This is a genomic window from Domibacillus enclensis (assembly GCF_900156125.1).
GTDB lineage: Bacteria > Bacillota > Bacilli > Bacillales > Domibacillaceae > Domibacillus > Domibacillus enclensis.
Genome location: NZ_FTLX01000001.1, coordinates 164,661 through 178,081, shown reverse-complemented (window position 1 = coordinate 178,081; position 13,421 = coordinate 164,661). Strand labels below are relative to the sequence as shown.

The 13,421-nt window shown below is 49.3% G+C and carries 15 protein-coding genes; 13 read left to right on the top strand and 2 right to left on the bottom strand.

Going from position 1 to position 13,421, the window contains the following annotated elements; genetic code table 11:
- Positions 1–38 precede the first annotated feature (38 nt).
- The 3 genes from BW952_RS00925 to BW952_RS00915 are packed head-to-tail and all read left to right on the top strand — an operon-like array spanning position 39 to position 2,946.
- Positions 39–1,322, top strand: coding sequence for an ATP-binding protein (locus tag BW952_RS00925; RefSeq protein ID WP_052698456.1), 1,284 nt, complete (start codon positions 39–41; stop codon positions 1,320–1,322).
- Complete coding sequence (locus BW952_RS00920) at positions 1,319–2,002, top strand: response regulator (RefSeq protein ID WP_045851052.1); 684 nt, start codon at positions 1,319–1,321, stop codon at positions 2,000–2,002. The genes BW952_RS00925 and BW952_RS00920 overlap by 4 nt, the downstream gene beginning before the upstream one ends.
- 17 nt (positions 2,003–2,019) lie before the next feature.
- Positions 2,020–2,946 (top strand): tripartite tricarboxylate transporter substrate-binding protein, encoded by a 927-nt coding sequence (locus tag BW952_RS00915; RefSeq protein ID WP_052698457.1) that lies wholly within the window; start codon positions 2,020–2,022, stop codon positions 2,944–2,946.
- Between the two features lie 30 nt (positions 2,947–2,976).
- Here the strand turns inward: BW952_RS00915 and trhA are convergent, their stop codons facing one another.
- Positions 2,977–3,630: a PAQR family membrane homeostasis protein TrhA gene (trhA, locus tag BW952_RS00910; protein WP_045851054.1), complete on the bottom strand. Its 654-nt coding sequence runs from the start codon at positions 3,628–3,630 to the stop codon at positions 2,977–2,979.
- A 149-nt stretch (positions 3,631–3,779) separates the two neighbouring features.
- On the opposite strand from trhA, the gene BW952_RS00905 reads away from it, so the two are divergent.
- From BW952_RS00905 to BW952_RS00895, 3 genes are read left to right on the top strand one after another with little or no spacing between them, the layout of a single operon-like run.
- On the top strand, positions 3,780–4,061 hold the full coding sequence (locus tag BW952_RS00905; RefSeq protein WP_082084617.1) for a GNAT family N-acetyltransferase: 282 nt from the start codon (positions 3,780–3,782) through the stop codon (positions 4,059–4,061).
- On the top strand, positions 4,058–5,380 hold the full coding sequence (locus BW952_RS00900; RefSeq protein ID WP_045851055.1) for a CoA-disulfide reductase: 1,323 nt from the start codon (positions 4,058–4,060) through the stop codon (positions 5,378–5,380). The genes BW952_RS00905 and BW952_RS00900 overlap by 4 nt, the downstream gene beginning before the upstream one ends.
- Positions 5,381–5,398: 18 nt before the next feature.
- Positions 5,399–5,806 (top strand): universal stress protein, encoded by a 408-nt coding sequence (locus BW952_RS00895; RefSeq protein WP_045851056.1) that lies wholly within the window; start codon positions 5,399–5,401, stop codon positions 5,804–5,806.
- 53 nt (positions 5,807–5,859) lie between these two features.
- On the opposite strand, the gene BW952_RS00890 is transcribed toward BW952_RS00895, so the two are convergent.
- A complete protein-coding gene (locus BW952_RS00890; RefSeq protein ID WP_045851057.1) occupies positions 5,860–7,482 on the bottom strand; it encodes an ABC-F family ATP-binding cassette domain-containing protein in 1,623 nt (540 codons plus the stop codon).
- A gap of 194 nt (positions 7,483–7,676) precedes the next feature.
- Here BW952_RS00890 and BW952_RS00885 point away from each other — a divergent pair, with 194 nt between their 5' ends.
- The 7 genes from BW952_RS00885 (at position 7,677) to BW952_RS00855 (ending at position 13,322) form a co-directional block, all read left to right on the top strand.
- Positions 7,677–8,396, top strand: a complete 720-nt coding sequence (locus BW952_RS00885; RefSeq protein WP_045851058.1) for a phosphoadenylyl-sulfate reductase — start codon at positions 7,677–7,679, stop codon at positions 8,394–8,396.
- A 64-nt stretch (positions 8,397–8,460) separates the two neighbouring features.
- Positions 8,461–9,600, top strand: a complete 1,140-nt coding sequence (sat, locus tag BW952_RS00880; protein ID WP_045851059.1) for a sulfate adenylyltransferase — start codon at positions 8,461–8,463, stop codon at positions 9,598–9,600.
- Between the two features lie 14 nt (positions 9,601–9,614).
- A complete protein-coding gene (gene cysC / locus BW952_RS00875; RefSeq protein ID WP_045851060.1) occupies positions 9,615–10,211 on the top strand; it encodes an adenylyl-sulfate kinase in 597 nt (198 codons plus the stop codon).
- 72 nt (positions 10,212–10,283) lie between these two features.
- Complete coding sequence (cobA, locus tag BW952_RS00870) at positions 10,284–11,048, top strand: uroporphyrinogen-III C-methyltransferase (protein ID WP_045851061.1); 765 nt, start codon at positions 10,284–10,286, stop codon at positions 11,046–11,048.
- Complete coding sequence (locus BW952_RS00865) at positions 11,045–11,800, top strand: sirohydrochlorin chelatase (RefSeq protein ID WP_045851062.1); 756 nt, start codon at positions 11,045–11,047, stop codon at positions 11,798–11,800. Before cobA ends, BW952_RS00865 begins: the two co-directional genes overlap by 4 nt.
- Entirely contained in the window at positions 11,781–12,401 is a 621-nt protein-coding gene (locus tag BW952_RS00860) for a precorrin-2 dehydrogenase/sirohydrochlorin ferrochelatase family protein (RefSeq protein WP_045851063.1), read from the top strand. The genes BW952_RS00865 and BW952_RS00860 overlap by 20 nt, the downstream gene beginning before the upstream one ends.
- A gap of 18 nt (positions 12,402–12,419) precedes the next feature.
- Complete coding sequence (locus tag BW952_RS00855) at positions 12,420–13,322, top strand: sulfite exporter TauE/SafE family protein (RefSeq protein ID WP_045851064.1); 903 nt, start codon at positions 12,420–12,422, stop codon at positions 13,320–13,322.
- Positions 13,323–13,421: the final 99 nt, after the last annotated feature.

Sequence of the window (13,421 nt, the reverse complement as noted above, 5' to 3'; positions counted from 1 at the left end):
CTCGTACAATTTGGTAAAAAGCTAAAGTAGGAGCATTCATGAATAAAAAAACGATGACATTGCGGACCAAAATCTTTACCCTCGTTTTTATTTTGCTTTTCCTGATCATTGCTGGCATGTCCATTGTTTTTTACACAATCCAGGTGCGGGAAACGTCTGAACAGGTGCATCAGCTTTCCCTTCAAACCGCTCAGACGCTTTCCTTTATGCCGGAAACGATTGATTTTTTAAATGGAGATGCATCAGTCGAGTCACTTCTGCCGACGATGAATAACATTCAAGAGCGGACAGATGCTCAGTCTATTACCATCGCCGGACGAAATGGAGCTGTGCTGACGACGCACGAATCCGGAGCGGCTCTTCAAGAATCGGACAGCCGCTCCCTTATTTACGGCGGAACGTATACCGTGGAAGAAAAAGGAACGGATGGGCAGGCGATCATAGGGAAAGCGCCCATTATGTATATGGCTGCTCCCTACACGGAAGTGATCGGCACAGTATCTGTGGAATTTTCAAAAAAGTCCATTTCAGCGCAAACAGCTGCCCAGACCGGCGATATCCTGCTTGCGGCTGCTTTTGCGCTGGCTGCGGGTGTTATCGGCGGGCTTTGGCTGACGAAAAGCATTCTCGCCGATACCCTCGGGTTTGAACCTGTGAAGATTGCGGCGATGTACAGCAAAACGATCGAAGAGATGCGTCTTTATGCGGACGAATTGCGTGCGCAGACACACGAATTCATGAATAAGCTGTATGTGCTGTCCGGCCTCCTGCAGCTTGGCCGGCATGAAGCGGCGCTTGACTTTATCCAAAAAGAAGCAGACAGTGTGACAATGCAACACCATATCGTCTTTAAGCAAATTCAGGATGATTTAATTCAAGCAGTGCTGCTCGGAAAAACAGCCAAAGCATCTGAGCGGAAATTATCCTTTTCCATTGAACAGGAAAGCACCTTGTCGAAAATGCCTGATCATGTAGACGGACATGCGCTGCTGACCGTGATCAGCAATTTGATCGACAATGCGTTCGAAGCCGTCAAGCACGTAGAGCAGCCCCGCGTTTCTTTTTTAATGACCGACGCCAGTCCAACCCTTATAATTGAAGTAACGGATAATGGCCCGGGCATTCCGAAAGAAACCATTCAGACTCTTTTTGAAAAAGGCTGGTCCACGAAAGGAACAGGAAGAGGATATGGCTTATTTAATGTTAAAGAAGCAGTGGAATCATTTGGCGGGATGATCGACGTGCAGCCGAATGAACCAGCAGGAACCATCTTCACCATTTACATACCGAAACAGACCGATAAAGGAGCGAGATTTGTATGATCCATGTAGCCATTGCCGAGGATGATTTTCGTATTGCAAGTATTCAGGAAGGGTTTTTAGAGCAATTAACCGGCGTTACGCTGGTCGGCAAAGCGCTGAATGCGTCTGAAACGCTGGCTTTGCTTGAAAAACAAAAGGTGGATCTGCTGCTGCTCGATATTTATATGCCGGATATGCTCGGAACGGAGCTGCTGCCTATTTTAAAAAGCCGATTCCCAGCAACAGACGTCATTATGATTACAGCCGCTTCTGAAACGGATATGCTTCAGCAGGCTGTCCGTTACGGCGTCTTTCACTATCTGGTGAAACCGGTATCACTCGAAAAATTCACCTCGGTTCTCGAACAATACAAAAAGAAAAAACAGCTTTTATCCACCACTAGTCATGTGACACAGGAAATAGTAGATGCCTATTTTTCCGGAACGGCTTCTGAACGCACGCAAGCAACTGCACCGCTTCCAACCGGCATAGACGGTGTAACGCTCGCTCGTGTCTCTGAATTGTTGAAAACGATTGATTCGGGTGTGTCCATTGAGGAAATGGGCATAAAAATGGGTGCTTCCCGGACGACGGCACGCCGGTATCTCGAATACTTAGTGACAACCGGTGTCTGCCGCGTGGAACATGAATATGGAATTGTCGGCCGCCCTGAGCGCCGCTATTACACAATTACAGGATGAAAAAAGCGCTACTGTGGATGATCGTATTGCTGCTCGCAGCTGGCTGTTCCCCTGATCCGCCTCTCGCCGATCAGGAAGTCACCATTATTGTCCCCGGTGCTCCAGACGGCGGCTGGGATGCGCTCGCGATGTCGATTAAAAGGGTAATGGAAAAAGAAGAGCTGACCGACAAGGAAATACGGATTGTGTATAAGGAAGGAGACGGCGGAGAAAACGGGTGGAGCCGCTTGAATGAATCAGGGTCCGGCACAATTGCCATCAATTCGAGCCTGCTGCTCACAAATGAACTGCTCGGGCACAGCACTCTTCACTTCAGCGACTTCACGCCGCTTGCCACGATGGCCAGTGAATGGCAAACGGTGATCGTTCCAGAGGACTCACCGATCCAGTCCATCACTGACCTGATGCACATCCTGCGGCAAAATCCGGAACAGCATCCTGTCGGCATTGAACCGCAATTTGGGAATGACGATCAAATCGCTTTTGCAGAGGCCGCACGGGCACAGAATCTGTCTGCCGCCTCACTTCGCTTTTTCCGCTATTCAAACGCGGATGCACTGCTGCAGGCGCTTCAGTCAGGAGAGGTGGCGGCGGCCTCGCTTTCTTCCTCCCAGTCGGAAGCCTTTGCGGCAAATGAAGCTGTCCGGATCATCGCCATCTCTTCTCCCGAGCGGCTCGGCCACCTGCCGAACGTCCCAACCTGGAAAGAGCAGGGGATTGACGTTGTGTTCCCGCACTGGCGAGGTGTCATGGGACCCGGTGATATGAGTGAGAGGGAGAAAAAGCAGTGGCAGGAGCTGCTGACAGCTGTCCAGTCCTCGCCTTACTGGAAAGAAGAACTACAAGAAAACCACTGGACAGCTTTTTATCGAAACAGCCAGGATACCGAGGCGCTTTTGGAAGCTGATTTTAAAAAATACCGGTATATGATGGAGCAAAAATAAAGCGGTCACGCACTGGGCGAGACCGCTTTTTCAAGCATCTGGAAGCAAGCCCAGCACAGCGAAGAAATGAAATACGCTGCCGGCCAACACAAACAGATGCCAGATCATATGATGGTAAGGAAAGCCGCGCCAGACATAAAAGATTGCGCCTGCTGTGTACAAAATGCCTCCTGTAACGAGGAAGGAAAGAGGCAGCGGTGACAAAAAGGCGGTGAGCGGTCCCCAGGCAAAGACGATCAGCCAGCCCATCACAACGTATAGAAGCGTCGACACCCCGACAAAGCGCTTGACGAAAAAGCATTTAAATATCATTCCGGCAATGGCCATTCCCCACACAAGCCCAAATAATGTCCAGCCGAGGGTTCCTTTAACCGCGATAAATAAAAAAGGAGTATACGTCCCGGCAATAAAAAAATAAATCGAGGCATGGTCAAAGATTTCAAACAAATCTTTTGCTTTGCCATGCGGAAAGCTGTGCACAAGCGTAGAAGAAAGGTAAAGCAGAACCATTGTGATCCCGAACACCATAAAACCGGCCAGATGCCAGCCCGTCCCGTGCAGCGCAGAAAACACAATAAGCAGCACAAGCGCTGCAATGCTCAGCAATGCCCCGATGCCATGCGTAATGGAGTTCGCAATTTCTTCACCTTTTGAAAACACGTGTGTTCTTGACTCTTTTTTCATTCAAAACGATCCTTTCGTTCAAATCCATCTTTCCCGTATTGTAGCATATTCTGATCCAATTATTCTCGTTCTATCCCTTAAAACAGGTTAAGGAGAGGGGGTGAAAAGGGTATACTGTGAAAGACAACCAATGAAAGGGGTTTATTCAATTGGAACCAATTAAACACGAAGAAGGTATTTTTTACATGGAAAAGGATGGACGCCGGATGGCTGAAATTACATATGCTCCGGCCGGTGACGGAAAAATTAACGCCAATCATACGTATGTCGATCACGATTTACGGGGCGGCGGCATCGCCCAGGCACTTCTTGATGCACTGGCGGATTACGCAAGAGAACAAAACGTTCAAATCATTCCAACCTGCTCATACGTCGTCGCTAAATTTTCAAAAAGCAGCAAATATAATGATGTGAATGCCCTGGCAAAATGAAGTACGTGATTATTGGCGGGGATGCGGCCGGGATGAGCGCAGCTATGCAGATCGTTCATAACGATCCGCAGTCTGAGATTACGGTGCTGGAAAAAGGAACAATATATTCGTATGGCCAGTGCGGTCTTCCTTACGTTGTCGGCGGTTTGATCGAGTCGACCAATGACGTGATTGCCCGAACGGTGGAATCGTTCCGGTCAAAATACGGGATTGATGCCCGTACGCTGCACGAGGCGACGGCCGTCGATTCTTCATCACGGACGGTGTCAGGGACTAATCACGAGACAGGACAACCCTTTACTGTTTCATATGACCGGCTGTTAATCGCGACAGGCGCCTCTCCTGTTTTGCCCACCTGGAAGGGCGCAGCCAGCCAAATGGTGCATGTGCTGAAAACCATTCCGGATACAAACCGGCTCATCGCTGATTTGGAGCAGGAACACGTAAAAGAGGTTGTGATTATCGGGGCAGGCTATATTGGCCTTGAAACCGCCGAAAACATTCACCGGCTGGGCAAGCGCATTCGCATCATTCAGCGTGGCAGCCATATTGCTTCCATGTTTGATGCAGACCTGTCGGAACGCCTCCATCAGGAAGCGGAGCGGCACGGGGTTCTTCTTACATTAAACGAAGAAGTGGAAGCGATCGGGAAAGGGCGCATTACGACCAATCAAAACAGCTACCCCGCTGATTTAATCGTTGCCTCGGTCGGCGTCCGCCCGAACACAGCTTTTTTAAAGAAAACCGGGATGAATATGCTTCAAAACGGGGCGATTCTTGTCAATGACCGGTTAGAAACGTCCATACCGGGCATTTACGCTGCCGGTGACTGCGCCTCACATTTTCACCTTGTGAAGCAAAAGCCGGATTACATTCCACTAGGCACTACAGCCAATAAACAAGGGCGCATTGCCGGGTTGAACATGGCCGGAAAAAGCCGTTCCTTTAAAGGCGTCACGGGTACGTCGGTGATGAAATTTTTCAACTTGATCGCGGCCTCCACCGGCTTAACGGAACAGCAGGCCCGGGAGGAAAACATTTCGTTTAAAACGTCCACGATTCAGGCGAAGGATAAAGCCGGCTATTATCCTGATGCAGCACCACTGCACGTGAAGATTTTATACGCTCCTGAAAGCCGCCGCTTGCTCGGCGGCCAGGCCATCGGTGAAAATGGCGCAGAAAAACGAATTGATGTGCTCGCAGCCGCACTCTTTAATCAAATGACGGTTGATGAACTAGAAGACCTGGATTTAAGTTATTCTCCGCCTGTAAACGGAGTGTGGGACCCTATTCAGCAAGCGGCACGGCGAGCTACATAAACAAGGGGACTTGATCGTATGTATACACATATTCTGTTAGCAGCTGACGGTTCGGATCACTCATTCCGCGCCGCACAGCATGCCGCTGCACTTGCCGGCGGACAGATCACCGTTTTGTTTGTACCGACCGCTGATCAGGCGAAGGGCAGTCTGCTTCAAAAAGAGCGTCTTGCCACCATCCAGCGGGAACGCAAAGAAAAGCTTTCGCGTCACGATGCGCTGTTTCAAGCGCAGAATATTTCCTATAAGGTGATCGTCAAAGAGGGAGATCCTGGACCGGTGATTGTCAAATATGCGAATGAGCATCATGTAGATCTCGTCATCCTCGGAAGCCGGGGCTTGAACAACCTGCAGGAATTTGTTCTGGGCAGCGTCAGCCATAAAGTCATGAAACGGGCTCACTGTCCGGTGATGATTGTCAAATGAGCAAAACAAAAGCGCCCTTCCATGTGAAGAGCGCTTTTGCTGTTACATTCAATTTACGAAGCATACATTTCTTTTACTTTTTTCTGAAGCTCAGCATCATCTAAATACTCATCATACGTGACCGATTTATCAACAACACCATTTGGCGTAATATCGATAATGCGGTTAGCGGTCGACTGCACGAACTGATGGTCATGAGAAGCAAAAATCATCGTGCCCTTAAAGTTAATCAATCCATTATTCAATGCCGTGATCGATTCCAGATCCAAGTGATTGGTTGGTTCGTCCAACAGCAGCACGTTTGAACCGGACAGCATCATTTTCGACAGCATGCAGCGCACTTTCTCGCCCCCGGACAGAACACTCGCTTTTTTCAACGCTTCTTCACCCGAGAACAGCATACGGCCCAGGAAGCCGCGCAGGAAGCTTTCACTTTCGTCCGCTGGTGAAAACTGGCGAAGCCATTCCACAAGGGTGATGTCCGATCCGTCAAAATACTCAGAGTTGTCTTTCGGGAAATACGCCTGGGTTGTCGTTACGCCCCATTTGTACGAGCCTTCATCCGGTTCCATTTCACCGGCTAAAATTTTAAACAGTGCTGTTTTTGCGGCTTCGTTTGTGCCAACAAGCGCAATTTTGTCGTCCTTGTTCATAATAAAGCTGACGTTATCCAGCACTTTTACACCATCAATCGTTTTCGACAACCCATCCACACGCAAAATATCATTCCCAATTTCACGTTCAGGCGTAAACTGAACATACGGATACCGGCGTGAAGACGGTTTAATATCGTCAAGAGAAATTTTATCCAATGATTTTTTACGGGACGTTGCTTGCTTTGATTTCGACGCATTGGCGCTGAAGCGAGCAATAAACGCTTGAAGCTCTTTGATTTTCTCTTCTTTTTTCTTATTGGCATCTGACTGAAGCTTTTGCGCCAGCTGACTTGATTCATACCAGAAATCATAGTTCCCTGCATAAATTTGAATTTTGCCGAAGTCAAGGTCCGCTGTGTGCGTGCAGACTTTATTTAAAAAGTGACGGTCATGGGAAACGACAATGACTGTGTTCTCAAAGTTAATTAAAAACTCTTCCAGCCAGCGGATCGCTTCAATGTCAAGGTGGTTGGTCGGCTCATCCAGCAATAGAACATCCGGCTTGCCGAACAATGCCTGGGCAAGAAGCACCTTTACTTTATCCGAACCGTCAAGATCAGCCATAAGCTTATCATGCAGCGCATCGGTGATGCCAAGGCCTGACAGCAAAATGGCCGCTTCTGATTCTGCTTCCCATCCGTTCATTTCCGCGAATTCACCTTCAAGCTCGGCCGCGCGCATGCCGTCTTCATCTGTGAAATCTGCTTTCATGTAGATCGCATCTTTTTCCTTCATCACTTCGTAAAGACGGGCATGGCCCATAATCACCGTTTCCATGACGCTGAACTCTTCATATTCAAAGTGATTCTGCTTTAAAACAGCGAGACGGGCATCCTTCGGCATCGACACGTGGCCCGTTTGCGGCTCCAAGTCGCCCGCCAAAATTTTAACAAACGTCGATTTTCCGGCACCGTTTGCGCCAATGAGTCCGTAGCAATTGCCCGGCGTAAATTTTAAATTAATATCTTCAAACAATTTCTTGTCGCCAAAACGCAGGCTGACATCTTGTACTGTAATCAAATGTGTTTTCCTCCCAAAATGAATTCATCGCATTTGATTATACCATTCCCGGGCTAAAAAAAGAACAGACAGACAATTGAAAGCGAAACCAACTGTTTTTTTAATTCCGAGTGAGTAAATAGGATTGACTTTGCGGTATTTTCTGATAAACTGAATTCATTCATAAAGAATACCGATAAGAGAGGTGGGCATTAATGATTACGTTTGAATCGTGGAACGAGCTTCAAGATCAGGTTCCTGATTTTCCAGCGGATTCAGAAACAAAAGGGGCACTCGAAACATTGCAATGGGCATATGACACATATGGAGAGAAATTAGTGTATGCCTGCAGTTTCGGAATCGAGGGAATTGTCTTAATCGATTTGATTTCAAAAGTAAAGCCGGATGCAGAGATTGTCTTTCTTGACACGCATTATCACTTTAAAGAAACATATGAAACGATTGAGAAAGTAAAAGCGCGCTACCCGGAGCTGAACATTCGGATGCAGCAGCCGGAAATGACGATTGAGGAGCAGGCAGCCGAGTTTGGCGCCGACCTGTTTGCGTCCAACCCGAATAAGTGCTGTGAGATCCGCAAAATCATTCCGCTTCAAAAAGCGCTGGCACCGTCAACCGCCTGGATTTCCGGGCTGCGCCGTGAGCAATCCGAATCGCGGGCGAACACCAATTATTTAAATCTCGACAAGCGCTTTGAAAAAATCAAAGTGTGCCCGCTTATCCACTGGACGTGGAAGGAAGTATGGCGCTACGTAACGAAGCATGAGCTCGACTACAATGTGCTGCATGATCAGGGTTACCCGAGCATCGGCTGTGCACCTTGCACAAAGCCTGCTTTTTCGATGGACGATATCCGGGCCGGACGCTGGAGCGGTTCAGGCAAAACCGAATGCGGACTTCATACAACGAATCCTTAATTTTTTTTCAACTGTAATACCAAGTATATAGATGTGATTTTAATACTATCGGAGGTAATTGACTATGACAAACATTGCTGCCCATGGAGGCCAACTCATTAACCAGTACAACCCGGAGCTAGACTATTCTTCTTTCACAAAAGAAGTGGAGCTGGATGCCACAGCGCTCAGCGACCTTGAATTAATTGCAACGGGTGCCTTCAGCCCGCTAACTGGCTTTTTAACGGAAGCAGATTATCATAGCGTTGTGAAAAACATGCGTCTGGCGGACGGAACGGTTTGGAGCATTCCGATCACATTGCCGGTTCATGACGCATCTGGCTATGAAAAAGGCGAAACGGTTTTATTAAAGCAAAACGGGACGGTTTACGGCGTTCTAACAATTGAAGACATCTATGAGCCGGATCAGCAGCTTGAAGCACAAAATGTCTACAAAACAACGGAAGATGCTCATCCAGGCGTAAAGAAAGTATACAGCCGCGGACCGGTTTACCTTGGCGGACCGATCACACTTGTAAAACGCATTGAACGCGAGCAGTTTGCTGAATTTTATTTTGATCCGTCTGAAACACGCCGTATTTTTAATGAAAACGGCTGGAACAAAATCGTCGGCTTCCAAACGCGGAATCCGGTTCACCGTGCGCACGAATACATTCAAAAATCAGCGCTTGAAATTGTCGATGCACTTCTGTTAAATCCGCTTGTCGGTGAAACGAAATCAGATGATATCCCGGCTGATATCCGCATGGAAAGCTACCAGGTGCTGCTCCGTGACTATTACCCGGCAGACCGTGTGAAATTAGCGGTATTCCCGGCAGCGATGCGCTACGCTGGACCACGCGAGGCGATTTTCCACGCACTTGTCCGCAAAAACTACGGCTGCACGCATTTTATCGTCGGACGCGATCATGCGGGTGTAGGCGATTATTATGGCACATACGAGGCACAGGAGATCTTCTCCAACTTCACAGCAGAGGAAATTGGCATCACGCTTTTATTCTTTGAACACAGCTTTTTCTGCAAAAAATGCGGAAACATGGCGTCATCGAAAACATGCCCGCATACAAAAGAAGATCATGTGATTTTATCCGGTACAAAGGTGCGTGAAATGCTGCGTGCAGGCGACATTCCACCGGCAGAATTCAGCCGCAAGGAAGTTGTAGAAGTCTTGATCCGCGGCATGAAAGAAACGGCGAACGCCTGAGGGGGAGAATCCAAATGACAAACAATAACATCGTCTGGCATGACCAGTCGTTAACAAAAGAAGAACGACGCAAGAAAAACGGACACCATAGCGCGGTTTTATGGTTCACCGGGTTGTCGGGTTCCGGCAAGTCAACGGTCGCCAACGCAGCGGCACGGCGCTTGTTCGATCAAAACGTGAGCACATATGTATTAGATGGCGATAACGTTCGCCACGGCTTAAATAAAGATCTCGGCTTTTCCGATGAAGCGCGCAAGGAAAACATCCGTCGCATCGGAGAAGTGGCAAAGCTGTTTGTTGACGGCGGCCAGCTTGTGTTCACCGCGTTTATCTCACCGTTCCGCGAAGACCGCGACACCGTTCGTGCACTGCTTAATGCAGATGAATTTATCGAAGTGTTTGTAGAATGCCCGATCGAGAAATGCGAAGAGCGCGACCCGAAAGGCTTATATAAAAAAGCACGTGCAGGGGAAATTCCAGAATTCACTGGCATCTCGTCTCCGTATGAAGCACCTGAGACTCCTGAGCTTGTCGTGAATACAGATACGTACTCCGTAGACGAATGCGTGGACCAGATTGTTGAGTATTTAAAGCAAAAGAATATGCTGTAACCCTTTATTGCGCGGCATCACCCCATTTTGCCTGTGCTACAATAAGAAAAAAGAGAAAATGGAGGTGGCACGATGGGCAAAATATGGCTTGTCGGTGCAGGTCCGGGCGACCCGGATTTAATTACGGTAAAGGGGTTAAAAGCCATTCAAAAAGCGGACGTCATTTTATATGACCGGTTGATCAGCATGGAGCTTCTCGAGCATGCGAAGGAAGGAACGGAGCTGATTTTCTGCGGAAAGCTGCCAGACCGGCATTTTGTACAGCAGGAAAACATTAATGAGCTTCTGGTTGACCACGCCAGGCAGGGCAAACAGGTAGTGCGCTTAAAAGGCGGCGATCCGTTTGTCTTCGGCCGAGGCGGTGAGGAAGCAGCGGCGGCCGTACAAAACGGCATTGAATTCGAAGTGGTCCCCGGCATTACGTCCGGCATTGCGGCGCCCGCTTATGCGGGCATTCCGGTAACGCACCGAGATCTTGGCGCTTCATTCGCCATCGTGACGGGACACCGGAAGGAAGGCGCCGATGAAGAGCTGAAGTGGGCGTCTCTCGCAAAAGGCATTGACACCATTGCCGTTTACATGGGTGTGAAGAACCTGCCGCACATTCAAGAAAAGCTTATTCAGTACGGCAAGCCCAAAACCACACCGGCTGCCTTGATTCACTGGGGAACGACCAATAAGCAGCAAACCGTTACCGGGACGCTTGAAACCATTTATGATGTAGCGCAGTCAGCCGGCATCACCAATCCAAGTATGATCGTCATTGGAGAAGTGGTCCGGATGCGGGATGAGTTAACCTGGTTCAAGGAGATCCCGGTGGAGGTGAAGAAACAGTGAGAGCTGTTTTATACATCTGTCACGGGACTCGTTTAAAAGCGGGTGCTAAACAAGCCGCTGATTTTATTGCACGCACGATGCCGCTTGTGAAAGTGGATATTCAAGAGATCTGCTACCTGGAGCTGTCAGAGCCGTCGATCGAAGAAGGCGTACGTGCATGTGTAGAGCGCGGCGCAACAGAGATTATCGCAGTGCCATTTTTGCTGCTGACAGCAGGTCATGCAAAGGTTGACATTCCACAGGACCTCGCCAGGGCGGTCGCTCCTTATCCAGCTCTAACGGTCCGGTATGGCCGGCCACTCGGCGTTCACCCGCAAATGATCGATGTGTTAATGGACCGGATGAATCGCGCGGCGGATGCACAGCCCGATGCGACGGTGCTGCTTGTTGGACGCGGCAGCTCCGATCCGCTGACCAAGCAGGACTTTGCGGAGATCCTGTCGTTGTTTAAGCAAAAAACGGGTCTCGAGGACGTGCACGTTAGCTACATGGCCGCATGTGATCCGCCGTTTGAAGAAGAATTAAGGCGGCTCGCTGCCTTGCGCCCGAAGCAGCTTTTTATTCTCCCTTACATTTTATTCAGCGGTGTGCTCATGAAAACAATGGGCCGGGCGATAAAAGACCTTGATACAGGCGGCGATGTTCATTTATGCGCCCAGATCGGCTATGACGAAACCGTCAGTGCTATTCTCGCTGACCGGGTCCGTGAAGCAGCTGAATCGGAGGTTTTTCATGTTTCCGATCATGGTTGATGCAGCGGACCAAAAAATCGCGATCGTCGGCGGCGGGCCGATTGCGCTTCATAAAGTGGAGAATTTAAACCGGTTCGGCATCGTGCCGGACGTGATTGCACCCGACATTCATCCTGCTATTTGGGCACTTGCTGAACGAGGGCTGGCTGTTGTCCATCAAAAGCCGGTGGAATGGGCGGACCTAGCAGATGCCTTTATTATCATGCTGGTTACGGACAATCCTGACGTCAACCGAACCATGGCGGAACGAGCACGTGCCCAGCAGAAAATCGTCGTGCATGCAGAGCAAACCGATCTTGGCAATGCACAGATTCCCGCCGTTCTAAAGCGCGGCCGGCTGTTGATCAGCGTGTCGACGAGCGGGGCCAGCCCATCGCTCTCAACGCACATACGCAACCGCCTTGAGGAAGAATTCGATGAACGCTATGAAGAGTATGTCGACTTTTTATTTGAAGCAAGACAGTATATAAAAAAGCACGTACAAGAGCGGCCAGAGCGAAGGCACTGGCTGAAGAAAGCGGTGGAAGCCCGCTACCTAGATTATCCAGACGAGCGGGAGCACTATATGGCGGACCTTTATTCTCGCTATCCCGCTTTGTAGACAACAGGAGGAACCGATATGGAACGTTTTTTAATTCTGGCGCTCGTCGGGCTCGCTGCCCAGCTTGTTGACGGGTCGCTCGGAATGGGCTACGGCCTCACATCGACGACATTGCTGTTGACAGCAGGGATCGCGCCCGCCATTGCGTCCGCTTCTGTCCATATGGCAGAAGTCGTTACAACCGCAGCTTCTGGCATCAGCCACCGGCAGTTTGGCAATGTTGACAAGGCGATGCTCAGAAAACTGATTGTCCCCGGCGCGATTGGTGCCTTTGCCGGAGCAACGTTTTTAAGCAATTTAACAGGAGATTTCGTACGCCTTTACATTTCCGGGTTCCTGCTTTGTCTTGGCCTGTTTATTCTTGGACGCTTTCTCTTTTTAAAGGATGCACGCAAGCAAAAGCCAAAACCACCGACCAATCGTTTTTTTATTCCTTTAGGCTTTATTGGCGGTTTTTTTGACGCAAGCGGCGGAGGGGGCTGGGGTCCTATTGCGACACCTGCTTTGCTTTCTCAAAAAGGCATGCAGCCGCGCATCGTCATTGGCACAGTTGCAGCCAGTGAATTTGCTGTCGCAACAGCAGCCACGATCGGCTTTTTCATTTCCCTCGGTCCGGATAAAATCAATTGGACGTGGGCGGGCGCCATCATGCTCGGCGGTGTGATCGCCGCGCCATTCGCGGCCTGGATCGTCAAAAGTCTGCCAACCCGCGTATTAGCCGTGATCGTCAGCGGTATGCTCATCATGACCAATCTGAACGCGGTACTTGGCTACACAAGCATCACAAGCAGCGTCAAAACAGCTATTTTTATCGCACTCGTTATTATATGGATCCCGCTGACAGGCTACATGATCCGTAAAGAAAAACGAATAGCCGAAAAAGAAAAGCAGCAGCTGCATTCAGTGGAAAAAACGTCTTAACCAAAAAAAGTCCGGGCGAATCGCCGTTCGGACTTTTTGGTGTATCATTATGGGCGTGCTTTCTACTAACAACTGTCAAACCACGCCCATAATAGATTG